14 protein-coding genes and 1 tRNA gene are annotated in these 17198 nt (G+C 71.3%); 5 read left to right on the top strand and 10 right to left on the bottom strand.

What is annotated here, in order from left to right:
• Positions 1-3: 3 nt before the first annotated feature.
• From AB0M63_RS33325 to pgsA, 4 genes are read right to left on the bottom strand one after another with little or no spacing between them, the layout of a single operon-like run.
• Positions 4-912: a formylglycine-generating enzyme family protein gene (locus tag AB0M63_RS33325; protein WP_366021967.1), complete on the bottom strand. Its 909-nt coding sequence runs from the start codon at positions 910-912 to the stop codon at positions 4-6.
• Between the two features lie 11 nt (positions 913-923).
• Positions 924-2084 (bottom strand): glycosyltransferase family 4 protein, encoded by a 1161-nt coding sequence (locus tag AB0M63_RS33320; RefSeq protein WP_355919061.1) that lies wholly within the window; start codon positions 2082-2084, stop codon positions 924-926.
• Positions 2081-2992 carry a phosphatidylinositol mannoside acyltransferase gene (locus tag AB0M63_RS33315; RefSeq protein WP_355919064.1) on the bottom strand — a complete coding sequence of 304 codons (912 nt, stop codon included), beginning with the start codon at positions 2990-2992 and terminating at the stop codon, positions 2081-2083. Before AB0M63_RS33315 ends, AB0M63_RS33320 begins: the two co-directional genes overlap by 4 nt.
• Positions 2989-3723: a phosphatidylinositol phosphate synthase gene (pgsA, locus tag AB0M63_RS33310; RefSeq protein WP_355919253.1), complete on the bottom strand. Its 735-nt coding sequence runs from the start codon at positions 3721-3723 to the stop codon at positions 2989-2991. Before pgsA ends, AB0M63_RS33315 begins: the two co-directional genes overlap by 4 nt.
• A 233-nt stretch (positions 3724-3956) precedes the next feature.
• Here pgsA and AB0M63_RS33305 point away from each other — a divergent pair, with 233 nt between their 5' ends.
• Together AB0M63_RS33305 and AB0M63_RS33300 are read left to right on the top strand one after the other, a co-directional pair.
• Complete coding sequence (locus AB0M63_RS33305) at positions 3957-6155, top strand: elongation factor G-like protein EF-G2 (protein ID WP_366021966.1); 2199 nt, start codon at positions 3957-3959, stop codon at positions 6153-6155.
• Between the two features lie 163 nt (positions 6156-6318).
• Positions 6319-7986 carry a hypothetical protein gene (locus AB0M63_RS33300; protein ID WP_355919070.1) on the top strand — a complete coding sequence of 556 codons (1668 nt, stop codon included), beginning with the start codon at positions 6319-6321 and terminating at the stop codon, positions 7984-7986.
• A 19-nt stretch (positions 7987-8005) separates the two neighbouring features.
• Here AB0M63_RS33300 and AB0M63_RS33295 read toward each other — a convergent pair whose 3' ends face one another.
• Positions 8006-8566 (bottom strand): HIT domain-containing protein, encoded by a 561-nt coding sequence (locus AB0M63_RS33295; protein WP_355919073.1) that lies wholly within the window; start codon positions 8564-8566, stop codon positions 8006-8008.
• Between the two features lie 67 nt (positions 8567-8633).
• Here AB0M63_RS33295 and AB0M63_RS33290 point away from each other — a divergent pair, with 67 nt between their 5' ends.
• Complete coding sequence (locus AB0M63_RS33290) at positions 8634-9290, top strand: potassium channel family protein (RefSeq protein ID WP_355919076.1); 657 nt, start codon at positions 8634-8636, stop codon at positions 9288-9290.
• A 31-nt stretch (positions 9291-9321) separates the two neighbouring features.
• On the opposite strand, the gene thrS is transcribed toward AB0M63_RS33290, so the two are convergent.
• From thrS to AB0M63_RS33275, 3 genes are all read right to left on the bottom strand, one after another.
• Positions 9322-11298, bottom strand: coding sequence for a threonine--tRNA ligase (gene thrS, locus AB0M63_RS33285; RefSeq protein WP_366021965.1), 1977 nt, complete (start codon positions 11296-11298; stop codon positions 9322-9324).
• A gap of 115 nt (positions 11299-11413) precedes the next feature.
• Positions 11414-12637, bottom strand: coding sequence for a hypothetical protein (locus tag AB0M63_RS33280; RefSeq protein ID WP_366021964.1), 1224 nt, complete (start codon positions 12635-12637; stop codon positions 11414-11416).
• Entirely contained in the window at positions 12634-13200 is a 567-nt protein-coding gene (locus tag AB0M63_RS33275) for a DUF4365 domain-containing protein (RefSeq protein WP_355919084.1), read from the bottom strand. Before AB0M63_RS33275 ends, AB0M63_RS33280 begins: the two co-directional genes overlap by 4 nt.
• A gap of 169 nt (positions 13201-13369) precedes the next feature.
• Here AB0M63_RS33275 and AB0M63_RS33270 point away from each other — a divergent pair, with 169 nt between their 5' ends.
• On the top strand, positions 13370-14098 hold the full coding sequence (locus AB0M63_RS33270) for a 3'-5' exonuclease (protein WP_366021963.1): 729 nt from the start codon (positions 13370-13372) through the stop codon (positions 14096-14098).
• A 59-nt stretch (positions 14099-14157) separates the two neighbouring features.
• On the opposite strand, the gene AB0M63_RS33265 is transcribed toward AB0M63_RS33270, so the two are convergent.
• Positions 14158-14229: transfer RNA gene (locus tag AB0M63_RS33265), tRNA-Val, on the bottom strand.
• A gap of 39 nt (positions 14230-14268) precedes the next feature.
• On the bottom strand, positions 14269-14715 hold the full coding sequence (locus AB0M63_RS33260; protein WP_366021962.1) for an SRPBCC family protein: 447 nt from the start codon (positions 14713-14715) through the stop codon (positions 14269-14271).
• A 65-nt stretch (positions 14716-14780) separates the two neighbouring features.
• Between AB0M63_RS33260 and AB0M63_RS33255 the strand changes: the two genes are divergently transcribed.
• Positions 14781-17192: a hypothetical protein gene (locus AB0M63_RS33255; RefSeq protein ID WP_366021961.1), complete on the top strand. Its 2412-nt coding sequence runs from the start codon at positions 14781-14783 to the stop codon at positions 17190-17192.
• Positions 17193-17198: the final 6 nt, after the last annotated feature.

Genomic DNA, 17198 nt, shown 5'->3' with positions numbered 1-17198 from the left:
CGCTCACACTCCCGTCAGGTCCCACGCGCACCGGAAACCGCCGTGCCCCGTCGACGAGTCGGGGGTGTTCTTCGAGCGGGCGGCGACCCGGTAGCGGTGGCAGTAGGAGGCGTGGCAGAGGTACGAGCCGCCGCGGATCACCCGCTCCACCCCGCCCGGTACGAAGCGGTCGGCACACCACTCCCACACATTGCCCGAGGTGTTGAACAGGCCGAAGCCATTGGGCTCGTACGCGTCGACCGGGACCGTGCCCGTGGCTCCGCCGGTGCGGGTGCTGACCCGGGGGAAGTCGCCCTGCCAGGTGTTCAGTCGCTCGGGGGAGAAATCGTCGCCCCAGGGGTAGCGCTTTTCCGCGAGGCCGCCCCGGGCCGCGTACTCCCACTCGGCCTCGGTGGGCAGCCGGGCGCCCGCCCAGGCGCAGTAGGCGAGCGCGTCGTGGTACGAGAGGTGTACGGCGGGGTGGTCGGGGCGGTCCGCGATGTCCGAGCCGGGGCCCTCGGGTGCCCTCCAGGAGGCGCCTTCCACGCCGAGCCACCACCGCGCCGCCTCGACCTGGCCGAAGACGGCGTCCCGCGCGCGGGGGTGCAGCAGCAGGTGGAACACGAACGAACTGCCGTACCGCTCCGCCTCGGTGACATATCCGGTGTCCTCGACGAAGCGGGCGAAGCGCGCGTTGGTGACGGCGGTGGCGTCGATGCGGAACGGCTCCACGGTGACCGTACGGACGGGTCCCTCGGCGTCCTCCGGGTAGCCCTCGTCGAACGCGTCGCCCATCCGGAACTCGCCGCCGGGGAGGGCGATCGCGCAGGTGTCGTCGGCCAATCGCCCACCGCGCACCCCGAGTTGGAAAAGCGAACCGACCTCCCCGCGCGCGGGAGCGCAGCACGACCCCTGGTGGTCGGCACCAGGCATGCCCGGCATCCTCAGTCCCGGGCCAGCCCGAACCGCGCCCGCAGTCCCGTGCGTTCGTCGGTGGCGACGGCCGCCGCGCCGGCGGTCACCGTCTCGTACACGGACAGGATGTCGGCCCCGACCGTCGACCAGTCGAACCGCCGCACATGGGCGCTCCCGCTGCGGCGCAGCTCCGCCAGCCGCTCGGGGTCCCCCAGGAGCCGTACGGCCGCCTCGGCGAGCGCGTCCGCGTCCTCGTTGGTGAACAGCTCCCCCGCCTGGCCCTGGTCGAGGACCTGCGCGAAGGCGGGCAGGTCGGAGGCGAGCACCGGGGCGCCCGCCGACATGGCCTCGACGAGGATGATGCCGAAGCTCTCGCCACCGGTGTTCGGGGCGACGTAGAGGTCGATGCTGCGCAGGAAGCGGGCCTTGTCCTCGTCGCTGACCATGCCGAGGAACTCGACGCGCGAACGCAGCTCCTTGGGCAGCGATTCGACGGCCTCCTCCTCGTCGCCGCGTCCGGCGACCAGGAGCCTGGCCTTCGGGCGCGCGGCGAGGATCTTCGGCAGGGCACGCATGAGCACCGGGAGGCCCTTGCGGGGCTCGTCGATGCGCCCCATGAAGCCGATGGTCTCCCCCTGCCACTCGGGCTTGGGTTCGGCGCGGGCGAAGAAGTCGACGTCGACGCCGTTCGGGATGACGACCGCGTCGCCGCCGAGGTGTTCGACGAGGGTGCGGCGGGCGTACTCGCTCACCGCGATCCGCGCGCTGATCTTCTCCAGCGCAGCCTGGAGGATCGCGTACGCGGCGATCATCGCCCGGGAGCGCGGGTTGGAGGTGTGGAAGGTGGCGACGATCGGGCCCTGCGCGGCCCAGCAGGTCAGCAGGCCCAGGGATGGAGAGGTCGGTTCGTGGATGTGGATGACGTCGAACTCGCCGTCGTGCAGCCAGCGTCGGACCCGGGCGGCGGACAGGAAGCCGAAGTTGAGCCGGGCCACCGAGCCGTTGTAGGGCACCGGGACCGCGCGGCCGGCCGAGACGACGTAGGGCGGCAGCGGGGTGTCGTCGTCGGCGGGGGCGAGGACGGACACCTCGTGGCCGAGCCGGATGAAGTACTCGGCGAGGTCCTTGATGTGGAACTGGACGCCGCCCGGCACGTCCCAGGAGTAGGGGCAGACGATGCCGATCCTCACGAGGGCCCCTTGGTCGGATCGAGATCCGCGAGCCACAAGCGCTGGAGCATGTGCCAGTCCTCCGGGTGGTCGGCGATGCCGGTGGCGAAGGCGTCTGCCAGCGCCTGTGTCATCACAGACGTCTTCTCGGCCCGGTCACCTGACTCGGGCACCTCGACGGGCGGATGGACCCGACCCTGCATGATCGGTGAGTCGTCGTACCAGAGCGTGACCGGGAGCAGCAGCGCGCCCGTCTGCTGGGCGAGGAGGGCCGGTCCCGCGGGCATCCGGGTGGCCTCCCCGAAGAACTTCACCTCGACGCCGGAGGCGGACAGATCGCGCTCGGCGACCAGGCAGACCAGGCCGCCGTCCCGCAGCCGGCGGGCCAGCGTGCCGAAGGCGGTGCCGCCGCTGTGCGGGAGGACCTCCATGCCGAGGCCCTCGCGGTAGGCGACGAACCGGTCGTAGAGCGTCTCGGGCTTGAGGCGTTCGGCGACCGTGGTGAACGGGGTCTCCAGCTTGGTGGTGACCCAGGCGCCGGCGAGGTCCCAGTTGGCCAGGTGCGGCAGGGCGAGGATGACGCCCCGGTCGGAGGCGATGCCGTCGGTCAGGTAATGCACGTCCTTGGGGGTGAAGCCCGCCTTGATCCGCTCGGGGCTCCAGGCGGGGAGCCGGAAGGACTCCATCCAGTAGCGCAGGTACGACCGCATGCCCGCGCGCGACAGCTCCGCGAGCCGCTCGGGGCTCGCGTCGGGCACCACGCGCGCGTAGTTGCTCTCCAGCCGCCGTACGCCCTTGCCGCGCCGCTTCCAGGCGATGTCGGCGACGGTGCGGCCGAGCCGGACGGCGACGGGCTCGGGGAGCTTCTTGACGGTGCTCCAGCCGACGCCGTAGAGCGCGTCCGTCAGCCGCTCCCGGGCCTTGCTCACGGGGTCGCCCCGCTGCTGTGCTGCGCGGCCTCCTGGGCCGCGGCGGCGTCGGCCTCGGCGGACTCCCGGCGGACCGTGACGACCCGCTGGATCAGCGTGACCAGGCTGCCCACGGCGACGATCCACAGCGCGATCGGCAGCAGCCACTGGATGCCCGGAACACCGAACTTGTGCAGCCCGGCGAGACCGCACGCGACGAGGGAGATCACCAGCCGCTCGGCCCGCTCGACCAGACCGTTGACGGCCACCGGCAGGCCGATCGCCTCGCCGCGCGCCTTGGTGTACGACACCACCTGGCCGCTGGCCAGGCAGAAGATCGAGACGGCGCACAGGGCGATGTTGTCGCCGCCGCCCGCGTACCAGAGGGCGAGGCCGCCGAAGACCGCGCTGTCGGCGACCCGGTCGAGCGTGGAGTCCAGGAAGGCGCCCCAGCGGCTGGAGCGGCCGAGCTGGCGGGCCATGTTGCCGTCGACGAGGTCCGAGAACACGAACAGTGTGATCACGACCGTGCCCCAGAAGAACTCGCCCATGGGGTAGAAGACCAGCGCGCCCGCGACCACTCCGGCGGTGCCCAGGAGGGTGACCGTGTCGGGGCTGACGCCCCGCCGGATCAGAAACGCGGCGAACGGCGTGAGGACACGCGTGAAGAATGCACGCGCGTACTTGTTCAGCATGGCCTTCCCGAGGGTCGGTGTCGCCGCGTGGCCCCTGCTGGCCACCGGCTGGCCCATCGTAGCCACGCGCGCGCGTGGGTGACGGCCGGGCACCCGTACGCCCATGTTTTGAATGGCTGCAGCACGACTCCATGCCATCGGTGCCGGCGGCCGGATCGCGTCCGCTGTATGGACGCACCGTGACGGGAGTGGAAAGCTCGAAGGACCGCGGGCGTCATCGGAGCCGCCACCGCACGCGGCTGCGTGTGTCCGCGCCCACAGTGACCTCACCGTGTACGGGAGGCAAGGCCATGGGCGACAAGGCGAACGCACACCCCGGAGCCGCCGGCAGGGCTACGGCGGCCGACCACCCCGCGTCCGTACGGAATGTGGTGCTGGTCGGCCACTCCGGATCGGGCAAGACGACTCTGGTGGAGGCCCTCGCGCTGACCGCGGGGGCGGTGAACCGGGCGGGCCGCGTGGAGGACGGCGGCACCGTCTCCGACTACGACGAGATCGAGCACCGGCAGCAGCGCTCGGTGCAGCTCTCCCTGGTGCCCGTCGAGTGGGACGGGTACAAGGTCAATCTGCTGGACACTCCCGGATACGCCGATTTCGTCGGGGAGTTGAGGGCCGGTCTGCGTGCGGCGGACGCGGCCCTCTTCGTCGTCTCGGCCTCCGACGGCGTGGACGGCTCGACCCGCATGGTGTGGGAGGAGTGCGCGGCGGTCGGCATGCCGCGCGCCATCGTGATCACGCACCTGGAATCCGCGCGCGCGGACTTCGAGTCGATGACCCGCACCTGCGCGGAGGCGTTCGGCGCGGACGACCCCGACGCCGTACTCCCGCTGTATCTGCCGCTGCGCGGCGCGCCGGGTCCGGACGGGCACGCGCCCGTGACCGGTCTGGTCGGGCTGCTGTCGCAGAAGGTGTTCGACTACGCGTCCGGGGAGCGCAAGGAGTCCGAGCCCGGCCCCGATCAGGTGCCGGGGATCGAGGAGGCCCGCAACCGGCTCATCGAGGGGATCATCTCGGAGAGCGAGGACGAGACCCTCATGGACCGCTATCTCGGCGGCGAGGAGATCGACGTCAAGACGCTGATCGGCGACCTGGAGCGGGCCGTGGCGCGCGGGGTGTTCTTCCCCGTGCTGGCCGCCGCTCCCGCCGCCGAGGGCTCCCGCCAGGGCCTCGGCACGGTCGAGCTGCTTGAGCTGATCACGGGCGGTTTCCCGACCCCGCTGGAGCGCGAGGCGCCCGGTGTCACCACGGTCGACGGCAGGGCGCGCGAGCTGAAGGCGTGCGACCCGAACGGGCCGCTGGTCGCCGAGGTCGTGAAGACCGCCTCCGACCCCTACGTCGGCCGGGTCTCCCTGGTCCGCGTCTTCTCCGGCACCCTGCGCCCCGACGAGACGATCCATGTCTCCGGGCACGGGCTCGCCGACCGCGGGCACGAGGACCACGACATCGACGAACGCGTCGGCGCCCTGTCCGCGCCCTTCGGCAAGCAGCAGCGGGCCCTCACGCACTGCATCGCGGGCGACCTCGCGTGCGTGGCGAAACTGGGCCGCGCGGAGACCGGGGACACCCTCTCCGCCAAGGACGACCCGCTGCTCATGGAGCCATGGGAGATGCCCGACCCGCTGCTGCCGCTCGCCATCCAGGCGCACAGCAAGGCGGACGAGGACAAGCTCTCGCAGGGCCTGAGCAGGCTCGTCGCCGAGGACCCGACCATGCGCCTGGAACAGAACCAGGACACCCACCAGGTCGTCCTGTGGTGCCTCGGCGAGGCCCACGCGGACGTCGCCCTGGAACGGCTGCGCAGCCGCTACGGCGTCCAGGTCGACCTCGTCCCGCACAAGGTCTCCCTGCGGGAGACGTTCGCCGCCAAGGCGCACGGGCGCGGCCGGCACGTCAAACAGTCCGGCGGGCACGGGCAGTTCGCGATCTGCGAGATCGAGGTCGAGCCCCTGCCCGGCGGCACCGGCATCGAGTTCGTGGACAAGGTCATCGGCGGCGCGGTGCCGCGGCAGTTCATCCCCTCGGTCGAGAAGGGCGTAAGGGCCCAGGCCGCCAGGGGAGTTGCCGCCGGACATCCGCTGCTCGACGTACGCATCACACTGCTGGACGGCAAGGCGCACTCGGTGGACTCCTCGGACGCCGCGTTCCAGACGGCCGGCGCGCTGGCCCTGCGGGAGGCGGCGGCCGACGCGCGGATCCATCTCCTCGAACCCGTGGCCGAGGTGAGCGTGCTGGTCGGCGACGACTACGTGGGCGCGGTCATGAGCGATCTGTCCGGGCGCCGGGGCCGGGTGCTCGGCACCGAGCAGACGACCGGCGGCCGCACCCTGATCCGGGCCGAGGTGCCCGAGATAGAGATCGGCCGCTACGCCGTCGACCTCCGCTCCCTCTCGCACGGCACGGCCCGCTTCAACCGCGCGTACGCCCGGCACGAACCGATGCCTCCGCAGGTCGCCGAGAGGATCCGCGAACAGGCGGGCGACGCACCCTAGTTGCCCTCTGCTTCAAAGATCCCCAGGTGTCGGCGGGCGGCTTCGGTTGTCCGCCGACGAATGTCAGTGGGTGCGGATACGCTGATGACCTGATCAACAGGTGTGCGGAGCACGGAAGTCGGGAAAGCCGCAGAAGCGGGAACAGCGGCGATCGGGGGCGGGAATGACCGTTGACAGCGGTTACGCGGACATCTTCGGACCACAGGTGCCGCTGACGGGCGGCGAGGGCCAGACGGCGACGTTCGCGCTGGCCTCGGCGGCCTACCGGGACAACCCGGTCGCGGACATCAAGAAGGCCGACAACGAATGGCACCAGACGACCGTCAACGCGGGCCGCAAGTGGGCGACGATCTTCCGCCCCAACCTCGGCGAGGCGTTCTCGGGAGCCCTGGTGACCCGCCTGCTGGGCCCCGGACGCAAGCCCCTCATCCAGTCGTTCGGCACCGAACCGCAGGCCGTCGTCGAGCACGCTTTGGCGGCCAACAACATCCGCCGGGCCCGCGACAACCGGCTGTCCATGGTCATGGTGCTGTGCGGTCTGCTGTTCCTGCCCGGGCTCGTGATCTGGCTGCTGATCTTCCAGTTGCGCAGCCTGATCGACAAGAGCACCCAGAAGAACAAGCGGGCCGGCGCCCTCGCCACCACCCTGCTCGTCGCGGTGGGCGCCGTCGCCGTGATCTTCCTGATCAAGATGCCGTTCACCGGCTTCTGGGCCTGGTACGCACGCGCGTGCGTCATCCTCCCCGTCGTCGGCTGGCTGTGGGCCAAGCAGATCTGTGAGAACACCGCGAAGGACCTCCGCGGGCGCTGGGACAGCCTGCTCTCCGGCAGCAGCGTCGGCGCCAAGGTCCCCGAGGCGGTACCGACCAGCCCCGGCGAGACCCAGGCCGAGCAGCTCCGCCAGGCCCTGGCCAAGCTCAGCGCCGAGCAGCAGTCCAACTCGGTCTTCTACGCCGGGCCCAAGGGCATCCTCGGCATGGGCACCCGCTGGGGAAGCTGGCAGCTCGCCGAGGACCTGATCGCGCGCGACGCCGACCGGGAGATCCACCCCTTCCGCAGTTGGGACGTCATCCGCAACATCCACGACGACCTCCGCATGCTGGAGCGGAACACGATCAACACCGGCGGCTTCCCGAAGGCGTCCATACGCCACTGGGTCGTGACACCGATCGGTGAGGGCGCCAAGGCGGTGTCCCGCCCCGAGGGCACGGACGTCGACGCGTACCAGGTCAAGTCGCACGCCATCCAGGACATCTGCAACAAGCAGCAGTTCGGCGCCGGCGACCGGCACTACCTGGGTGTCCAATGGACGCTCTGGGAAGGCCAGTTGGTCATCACGATGATGATCACCGTGACCGTGCTGCACAAGACGCTGCGCATCGAGATCACCGGGCACGCCCTGGGACCGGTGAACTCGCTGTTCACCGGCAAGCCCGAGGCTCCCACGAAGGACGTCCAGAAGACCCTCAAGCCGTGGGAGACCCGCAAGGTCAAGCTCCCCCTCGTCCCCACCGACGAGGTGGTACGCCTCGCGGTCCGCGCCCCGCTCACCTGGTACCCGCCGCTGCTGAACTGGCTCGGGGGATCCATATCCCTGCCCGAGCCCTTCGGCCTGCGGCACGCCTGGGCCGACCAGCCCTGGCGCCACCGCTTCATGGCGGACGACGCGCTGCGCGCCGCGACACCGGTCCTGCGGGTGGTCCACGCCGCCGCGATCCGCGTCCTGGACGAGAACGGCGTGGACACGGAGAAGTTCGGCAACCGCTCGGCGTTCCTCAGCACGAACGTGCAGGACGCGTCACCGCGCAAGGCCGACCTCTACGACGCGTGAGACCAGCTCGGCTCGTGGCTCACACCGTGGGCCACGCGTCCGCCAGCATCTTCCGTGTGTCCGCGAGGAGTTGGGGCAGCACCTTGGTGTGGCCCACGACCGGCATGAAGTTGGTGTCGCCGCCCCAGCGCGGGACGATGTGCTGGTGCAGGTGGGCGGCGATGCCGGCGCCCGCCACACTCCCCTGGTTCATGCCGATGTTGAAGCCGTGGGCACCGGACGCGGTCCGCAGGGCCGTCATCGCCTGCTTGGTGAGAGCCGCCAGTTCCACGGTCTCCGCGTCGGTCAGATCGGTGTAGTCGGCGACGTGCCGGTAGGGCACCACCATCAGATGGCCGCCGTTGTACGGGTACAGATTGAGCACTCCGTACACCAGGTCCCCGCGCCGGACGATCAGCCCGTCCTCGTCCGATTTCGCCGGGATCGAGCAGAAGGGGCAACCGTCGTCGGCCCCCGGGCCGGTCGGCTTGTTCTCACCCTGGATGTAGGCCATCCGGTGCGGGGTCCACAGGCGCTGGAACGCGTCCGGCGTCCCCACTCCGATCTGCTGCTCCGGCTCACTCGTCATGCAAGTCAGCATATGGCTTCGCTCGTTCGCGGCGTGTCGCCGGGGTTGCACGAGGGGGGTCCGCCGCCAAGCTGGACCGATGGACGAGGACAGTCGCAAGGAGCGGTGGGAGCGGCGCACCGAGGTTCCGCTCGCCGTGGCGTCGATGGTCTACCTCGGCGCGTACGCGGTCCGCATTCTCGCCGACGGCCTGCCGTCCGACTGGCAGGATCTCTGCCTCGCCGTACTGTTCGCCGCCTGGGCGCTCTTCGCCGTCGACTACGCGGTCCGCTGGCGGCTCAGCGGACAGCGGCTGCGCTTCGTCCGGAAGCACTGGCTGGACACCTTGGTGCTGCTCCTGCCCCTGCTGCGCCCCCTGCGCGTCGTCAAGGTCTACGAGGCCGTCCAGCGCCGGCACGGCCGGCCCCGGCTCGCACTGCACGCGCGCGTGATCGTCTACGCCGGACTCTCGACCGCCCTGCTGGGCTTCGCGGGCGCCCTCTCCGTCTATCACGAGGAACACACGGCCCCCGGCGCCACGATCAAAACCTTCGGCGACGCCGTCTGGTGGACCTGCGCCACCTTCGCGACCGTCGGCTACGGCGATGTCACCCCGATCACCCCGCTCGGCCGCCTGATCGCGGTCGGCATGATGGCCATCGGCCTGGCCCTCCTCGGCGCGGTCACCGGAACCTTCGCCTCCTGGCTGCTCCAGGTCTTCGCGCGGGAGGACGACGAGAGGCCCCCGGGGAGCTGAACTCCCCGGGGGCCTCCGCAGCGGCGATGGATCAGACCTGGACGCGGTCCGCCACGATCTGCTCGATCTTGGCGATGGCCTCGTCGAACGCGATGCCGTTCTCCTGCGAACCGTCGCGGTAGCGGAAGGACACCGTGCCGCCGTTCATGTCCTCGTCGCCGACGATGACCATGAACGGCACCTTCTGCTTCTGCGCGTTGCGGATCTTCTTCTGCATCCGGTCCGAGGACGAGTCGACCTCGACGCGCAGCCCCTTCTTCTTGGCCGCCACGGCGAACTTCTCCAGGTACTCCACGTGCGCGTCCCCGATCGGGATCCCGACCGCCTGCACCGGCGCCAGCCACGCCGGGAACGCCCCCGCGTAGTGCTCGAGCAGGACCGCGAAGAACCGCTCGATGGAACCGAACAGCGCACGGTGGATCATGACCGGCCGCTGCTTGGAGCCGTCCGGCCCGGTGTACTCCAGGTCGAAGCGCTCGGGCAGGTTGAAGTCGAGCTGGACCGTCGACATCTGCCAGGTCCGGCCGATCGCGTCCTTCGTCTGGACGGAGATCTTCGGCCCGTAGAACGCGGCGCCACCCGGGTCGGGAACGAGCGGCAGCCCCTGCTTCTCGGCCACCTGTCGCAGCGTCTCGGTGGCCTCTTCCCAGACCTCGTCCGAGCCGACGAACTTCTCCGGGTCCTTGGTCGACAGCTCCAGGTAGAAGTCCGTCAGACCGTAGTCCCGCAGCAGGTTGAGGACGAAGGTCAGCGTCTTGTCCAGCTCGTCGGCCATCTGCTCGCGCGTGCAGTAGATGTGCGCGTCGTCCTGCGTGAAGCCCCGCGCGCGGGTGAGCCCGTGCACGACGCCCGACTTCTCGTACCGGTACACGGTCCCGAACTCGAAGAGGCGCAGCGGCAGTTCACGGTAGGAGCGGCCACGCGCGTCGAAGATCAGGTTGTGCATCGGGCAGTTCATGGGCTTGAGGTAGTAGTCCACGCCCTCGTCGAGCTGCATGGGCGGGTACATGCCGTCGGCGTACCAGTCCAGGTGCCCGGACGTCTCGAAGAGCTTCCCCTTCGTCGCGTGCGGGGTGTAGACGAACTCGTAGCCCTCCTCCTCGTGGCGGCGCCGCGAGTAGTCCTCCATGACCCGGCGGACGACCCCGCCCTTGGGGTGGAAGACGGCGAGGCCGGAACCGATCTGGTCCGGGATGGAGAACAGGTCCAGCTCGTTGCCCAGCTTGCGGTGGTCGCGCTTCTCGGCCTCGATCAGGAAGTCGAGGTGCGCCTTCAGCTCCTCCTTGGAGGGCCACGCGGTGCCGTAGATCCGCTGGAGCATGGGGTTCTTCTCGCTGCCGCGCCAGTACGCGGCGGCGTTGCGCATCAGCTTGAACGCCGGGATGTTGCGGGTGGTCGGCAGGTGGGGACCGCGGCAGAGGTCCTTCCAGCACAGGTCGCCGGTCTTGGCGTCGAGGTTGTCGTAGATCGTCAGCTCGCCGCCGCCGACCTCGACGTCCGCGCCGTCGTCGGTCGAGGCGGAGCCCTTGATGCCGATCAGTTCGAGCTTGTACGGCTCGGAGGCCAGCTCCTCACGAGCCGCCTCGTCCGTGACCACGCGGCGGGAGAACCTCTGTCCCCGCTTCTGGATCTCCTGCATCTTCTTCTCGATGGCCTTGAGATCCTCGGGCGTGAACGGCCGCTCGACGTCGAAGTCGTAGTAGAAGCCGTCCTTGACCGGCGGGCCGATGCCGAGCTTGGCCTCGGGGAACAGTTCCTGCACGGCCTGAGCCATGACGTGGGCGGTGGAGTGGCGCAGGATGTTGAGACCGTCGGCGGAGGAGATCTCGACCGGCTCGACCTGCTCGCCGTCCCGCACCTCGTAGGCGAGGTCCTTGAGCTCTCCGGCCACGCGCGCGGCGATGATCGAGCGCTCGCCGGCGAAGAGCTCCGCGGCCGTGGTGCCCGTCGTCACCGTGCGCTCTTCCCGCTCGGAATCGCGTTGGATGATCACACGGACGTCTGACACCGGTCTCTCCTGACTGCAGGGTGGATGCGGCGCCATACCGTGAGCGCGCGCAATAGGGGATCGTACCGACCCTACGGGGCCCACCGCGAAACGGTCGCCCCCGGGCTCCCCTCGCTCAGTCCTCCCCGCTGCACGCCTCCTCGAAGAAGTCGAGGTTCTCCTGGAGGGACTTCATCAGCCGGTCCCGCTCCGCCTCGTCCACCTGCACGGGTACGACCCCGGAGGCGCCGGTGAGCCTGCGGAAGCCGCCCCGGCTCTCCAGCCGCCCGTGCACCCGCACCGGGAGGCCGACGAGATGGGCGTGACCGGCTATCCGGTAGGACTCCTCGTCCAGGGTCATCCGGACGTGCCCGACCTCGGCGCCCGCGATCACCTGCATCCGTACGGTGCCCTCGCCGCGCGGCCCCGACCGGCGCATCCGCACCACCGAGCCGGTGATACGCACGGGCATGGCCGGTTCCTCGCGGAGATAGCGAGCCCCGGCCGCCCGCAGCACGGGCAGGTCGCCGGGCGAGAACTCGACGGCCTCGGCGGGAGCGGCACAGCCCTCGGGCACACCTGCGGCCGGCGCCCACTCGACGGCGATCCGGGCACCCTCGGTACCCCGCACCAGGGCGACCACGGCCTCGGTCAGCTCACGGCTGACGCCCGCCTCGACAGCACCGTCGAAGGCGTCCATGCCGCCGGTGGCCCGCTCGTAGTCGATCGCCTCGCGGGTGGCGTACAGGGCCTGGTGGAGGCGTACGGCGAGGGCGCGCCCTGTGTCGACAGGAACGAACGCGGTCAGTTGGCGTCCTCCCGGCGCGGAACCCACGAGGACGTTCTCCAGGGACGCGGCGGCCGGGCGGCGGTGGCGGGCGCCGTAGTAGCCGGCCCGGGCGCGGGTGGCGAGTGCGGCGGCGAGCAGCATCTGGCGGGCGGCGGCGCGCAGTTGGTCCTCGACGGTCCAGGACGCGGCGCCGGCCGGTCCGGTCGGGACATCGCGCCACCAGCGGATCTCGTCGCTCGGTACGGCGAGGCCGACGAGGACCTCGCGGGCGGAGGGGGTGTTGCTGCGGGCGAGGGCGACGAGCGCCTCGCCGAGCAGGTCGTCGCTGTCGGGGAAGGCCCGGCTCTCGGGGACCAGCAGGCTGGTGCCCGAGCCGCCGGGCCCGGGTGGGGTCCAGCGGCCGTACCGTCCGGGCGCTCCGCCGCGCCGCTGCCAGCCGTGCCGCCGCAGCAGTGCGCCGAGGACGGCGGGATCGACCTGGTCGGGCTCGGGGGCCCGCTCCCAGGAGGTGGTGTCCACGGGATGCGGTCGTACCGACCGCAGGTGTTCCTCGACCGAGCGGTGCCTCATGGCCTGCCTCCCGTCCCGACCCGCGTCATGATCTCGCACAGCGCCCGGTCGTCGAAGATGCGTGCGGTCGGTATGCGCACGGTGGTCCGGGTCCGGCCGGTGATCGCGTGGCCGGCGAGGTTGACCCAGTAGCAGCAGTGCCGTAGATCGAGCCGGTCGTGGCTGGCGCGCAGCCAGTCGTCCTGGGAGCGCGGGACGAGCATCACGACCAGGATCTTGTGCACCGAGACCGGGGTGCGGGCGAGCTTGCGCAGATGGTCGTTGTCGAGCGTGAAGGAGAAGGAGCGGCCCGGCGGGTTCGGCGGGAGCTGGTAGGTGCACTTGAGCTGCACCTTGATGGTGACCTCGTCGTCGACGGTGTGCCCGGGCGAGCCGTGGCTGACGTGCCAGTCGATGCCGTTGTCGGGGAAGGGCTGCGACAGCGAGCAGCCGGCCGCGGCGGCGACGGCGTGCAGATAGCCCACCTGCAGAGTCTCCATGCAGGCGGTGGTGGCGAGCGATCCGCGATGGGGTGCCGTCCGTTCGGGCAGCAGCCCGCCCCGCTCGGGCTGCGCTATCACCATGACCAAGTCGCCTTCCACGCCAAGTGTTTCCCCGTGGCGAGCCGCTGAACTGCAAAGACCCGCACTCCTGTTGTGTCCTTCCGGCGTACGGCGCAAACAGCCCGGGTATCACCAAACAGGCAGAAGACGGTGCGTCACCTGCCGTGGGTGAACGAGGAGTTGTGTACGTATGACGTGCTGGTACGAGGGCCCGTTGGCCGCGTTCGACACGGAGACCACGGGCATCGATGTGGAGGCCGACCGGATCGTGTCGGCCGCGGTCGTCGTCCAGGACGCCCCCGGTACCCGGCCACGGGTGACCCGGTGGCTGGTGAACCCTGGGGTGCCGGTGCCCGCGGGGGCGACGGCGATTCACGGACTGACGGACGAGCATCTGCAGCGCAACGGCCGCTGGCCTGCGCCGGTGATGCGTGAGATAGCCGACGAACTGGCCGAACAGGCCGCCATGGGACGCCCGTTGGTGGTGATGAACGCGCCCTTCGATCTGACCCTCCTGGACCGCGAGCTGCGCCGCCATCGCGCGTCCCATCTGGACCACTGGTTCCAGACGACGGCGCTACGGGTGCTGGACCCCCGGGTCCTGGACAAACACCTGGACCGCTACCGCAAGGGCCGCCGCACCCTCACCGACCTGTGCGCGCACTACGGCGTCACGCTGGAGGGCGCGCACGACGCGGGCGCGGACGCGCTGGCCTCACTGGAGGTGGTCCGCGCTCTGGGCCGCCGCTTCGCGACCCGGCTGGAACGCCTGTCCCCCGCCGAACTCCACACGTTGCAGTCGACGTGGCACGCGGCCCAAGCACGCGGTCTCCAGGCGTGGTTCGCGCGCAGCGGCACACCGGAGGCGGTGGACCAGTCATGGCCCCTGCGCCCGGACCTGACGGCGGAGGCCGCCTAGCCGGTCGCCGCGTCGGCACACAAAAAAGCCGGTCCGCCATGCGGACCGGCCTTTCCCGGTGGGCGATACTGGGTTCGAACCAGTGACCTCTTCGGTGTGAACGAAGCGCTCTCCCACTGAGCTAATCGCCCGGGAACGGACTGAACAATACAGGCCCCCGCCGGTTTCCTTCAAACCGCTTCCAGGTACGCGAGGAGCCCGCGCCGTCCGGCCCGCATCATCAGCGCGTGGTTGAGGCGGAACACCGGCCTCCCGGGTACTGCGAACCGCCTCAGCAGCGGCTGGTTCAGGTCGACCTCCTGGTCGTAGCGGGCGAGCGTGCCGGGGCCGTCGGCCGTGAGCGTCCAGCGTGCCCAGCCCGCCAGATCACCGGTCATCGAGATCTCCAGGACCCCGGCGGCCGGATCGCGTCGCACCTCCCGCGCGGTGAAGGTCAGGGTGTACGGCAGGCTCGCCCGGATGCGGACGACGCCGGTGGTGTCGTCGAGCCGCTTGACCTCGCGCACCTGTGGCCACCAGCGCGGATACTCCTCGGCCCGCTCCAGGACCGGGTAGACGACGGCGGGCGGCGCGGGCAGCGCCCAGCGGGCGTGGAAGCGGTAGTGGATCCAGTCCATGGCGGGAGTCTGCCCGCTCACGGGCCCGTCTCGCGGCAACCAGAACCGTTTGAGTACGCGTACTCATGTCGTACGACGTGACGGGCACCACACTCCGAACCATGACGCACATTCCGCCCCCGGCCGTGGAGTTGGGGCTTCTGGACGCCGAGCTGCGCCAACTGGACGCCCGCCGGGCCCAGTTGCTGCACCGCCGGGCCTGGCTGCTGACCGTGCTCCAGCCGGTCCGGCCCGCGCCCGCGCTGCCGCCGCCCGGCGCATCGCCCCGCCCGGAGGCCTCCGCACCGGGCGTGCAGAACGTGCTGCTCCTGCTCGGCGGCATCCTGCTCACCCTCGCGGCGATGGCGTTCACCCTGGTGAGCTGGGGCAACCTGGGCATCGCGGGCCGGACCCTGGTGCTCGGCGCGGTGACCCTGGCGACGCTCGGCGCACCGGTGGCGCTGCTGCGGCGGGGGCTGCGTTCCACGGCCGAGTCGCTCGCGGGCCTCGGTCTCGTCCTGACGGTGCTGGACGCCTACGCGCTGCACGAGGTGGCGTTCCCGGACGGCGACGGCGTGACCTTCGCGGCGGTGGCGGCGACGGTACTGACGGCGCTCTGGACGGCGTACGGCCTCGGACTCGCGGCACTCCCGACCCCGGCCGCGCGGCCCACCCCGACGACCCTTCTCCTCCCCCTCCCCGCCGCGCTCGCGGTCGCCCAACTCCCCCTGGTTCTCTGGGCGATCGCGGCCGGCGGGGGCCCGCACACGATCACGGCCGCGGTGCTGCTGACCGCCGTGATCGACATGATTGTCGCGCTCCGGGTCTCCCCGAAGGCCGTCCGCTTCGTCGCCGCCGGCGGCGCGTTCGGCATGGGTGGCTGGGGCGTGCTGGCGACCGGCCTGATCTCCTTGGACGCGGCCGGTCCGGGCGCCGCCGCCCGTGCGGCGGAGCTCTTCACTCTCGCGGCGACGGGCGCGTTCGGCGCCGCCTGGCTCGCGGACGGCCGGGGACTGCGGACGAGTACGGCCGCGGCGGGCGGCCTGTTCGTGGTCGCCGCGCTCGGCGGAATGCTGCGCGCGTCACTGCCCGCCGACTGGACGGTTCCGGGCTATCTGGCGTGCGGCATCGCCCTGTTGACGCTCGTGCGCGGCCGTCTCCCCGAGCCCGTACGCCACGGCCTCGGCTGGGCCTCCGGCATCGTGCAGGCGGGCGCGGTGCTGTGGACGGCGCCGGTCGTCGGTGTCACGCTGCTGGGTCCGGCCGCGTGGGTGTCAGACGTCTGGTCCGGCGTGCCGGGCGACGCCCGTGACGCGGCGGCCATGGGTGCCTTCTGGCCGCCGCACACGGCCGCAACTCCCCTGGTTCTCGCGGTGGTTGGGGCGGTCCTGACCTTCACCGTCCGCAACACCGAATGGCGGCCACAGGCGCGCACCGCCGCACTGACCCTGGCGTGGGCGACGGTGATCACCATCCCGACCACGCTCCAACTTCCGTACAGCGTGGGCCTGTTGGTGCAGGGGCTCGCAATCGTGGCCCTCCTCGCCGTCACGCACCGAGCCGCCCTCCTCCTTGCCCTGCTCACCTCGCTCAGCCTGGCCGCCCTCTCGCTGGCCACGGAACCGGCCACGCTCGCCGTACTCACCTCCCTGACCGCCGTGTTCGCGGGGGCGGCCTGGCGCGGGCGTCTCGCACCGGCCTCCGCCGCCGCTTCCCTCGGGTACGCCACAGCCCTCGCCTGCGCTGTCGGGGCCGCCCTGGACTGGCAGCCGCAGCACATCGCGCTGCTGGTACTCGTCGTGCCGGCGGCCGCCGCACTGCTCGCCGCGCGCATCGCCGACCCGGCCACCACCATGTCCGTCGAGATCACGGGCGCGGTCGCGGGCTTGGTCGCGATCGGTCTCGCGGCGGGCGAACTGCCCATGCTGGCACTGGTGTTGGCCCTGTGCGGAGTGATCGCGGCCGGCACGGCGGTACGGCCCGAGCGGAGGGACGTCGGCTACGCGGCCGCCGCTCTCTTCGTCCTCGCCGCCTGGGTACGGCTGTCCGCGTGGGACGTCGGCAGCCCCGAGGCGTACACATTGCCGGTGACCGTCCCGGCACTCTTCGTGGGCGCGCTGCGCAGGCGCCGCGACCCGAGCGCCTCGTCCTGGACGGCGTACGGTCCCGGCCTCGCCGCCACGCTCGCCCCGAGCCTCCTCGCGGCCTGGGCGGACGCGCACTGGACACGCCCGCTGCTGCTGGGCACGGCCGCGCTGGTCGTCACGTTGATCGGGGCGAGGCACCGCCTCCAGGCGCCGCTCGTCCTCGGCGGCGGCACCCTCGTCCTGGACGCGCTGCACGAACTCGCCCCGTATCTCGCCCAGGTGGTCGGCGCCCTGCCCCGCTGGGCACCGCCCGCCCTCGCCGGGCTCCTGCTGCTCGCACTCGGTGCCACGTACGAGCAGCGGATCAGGGACGCCCGGCGGGTGCGGGAGGTGCTGGGAAAGATGAACTAGCCCACC

This window comes from Streptomyces sp. NPDC051576 (assembly GCF_040681835.1).
Classification (GTDB): domain Bacteria; phylum Actinomycetota; class Actinomycetes; order Streptomycetales; family Streptomycetaceae; genus Streptomyces.
The sequence above is the reverse complement of the archived record's forward strand: the minus strand, read 5'-3'. Positions and strand labels throughout refer to the sequence as shown.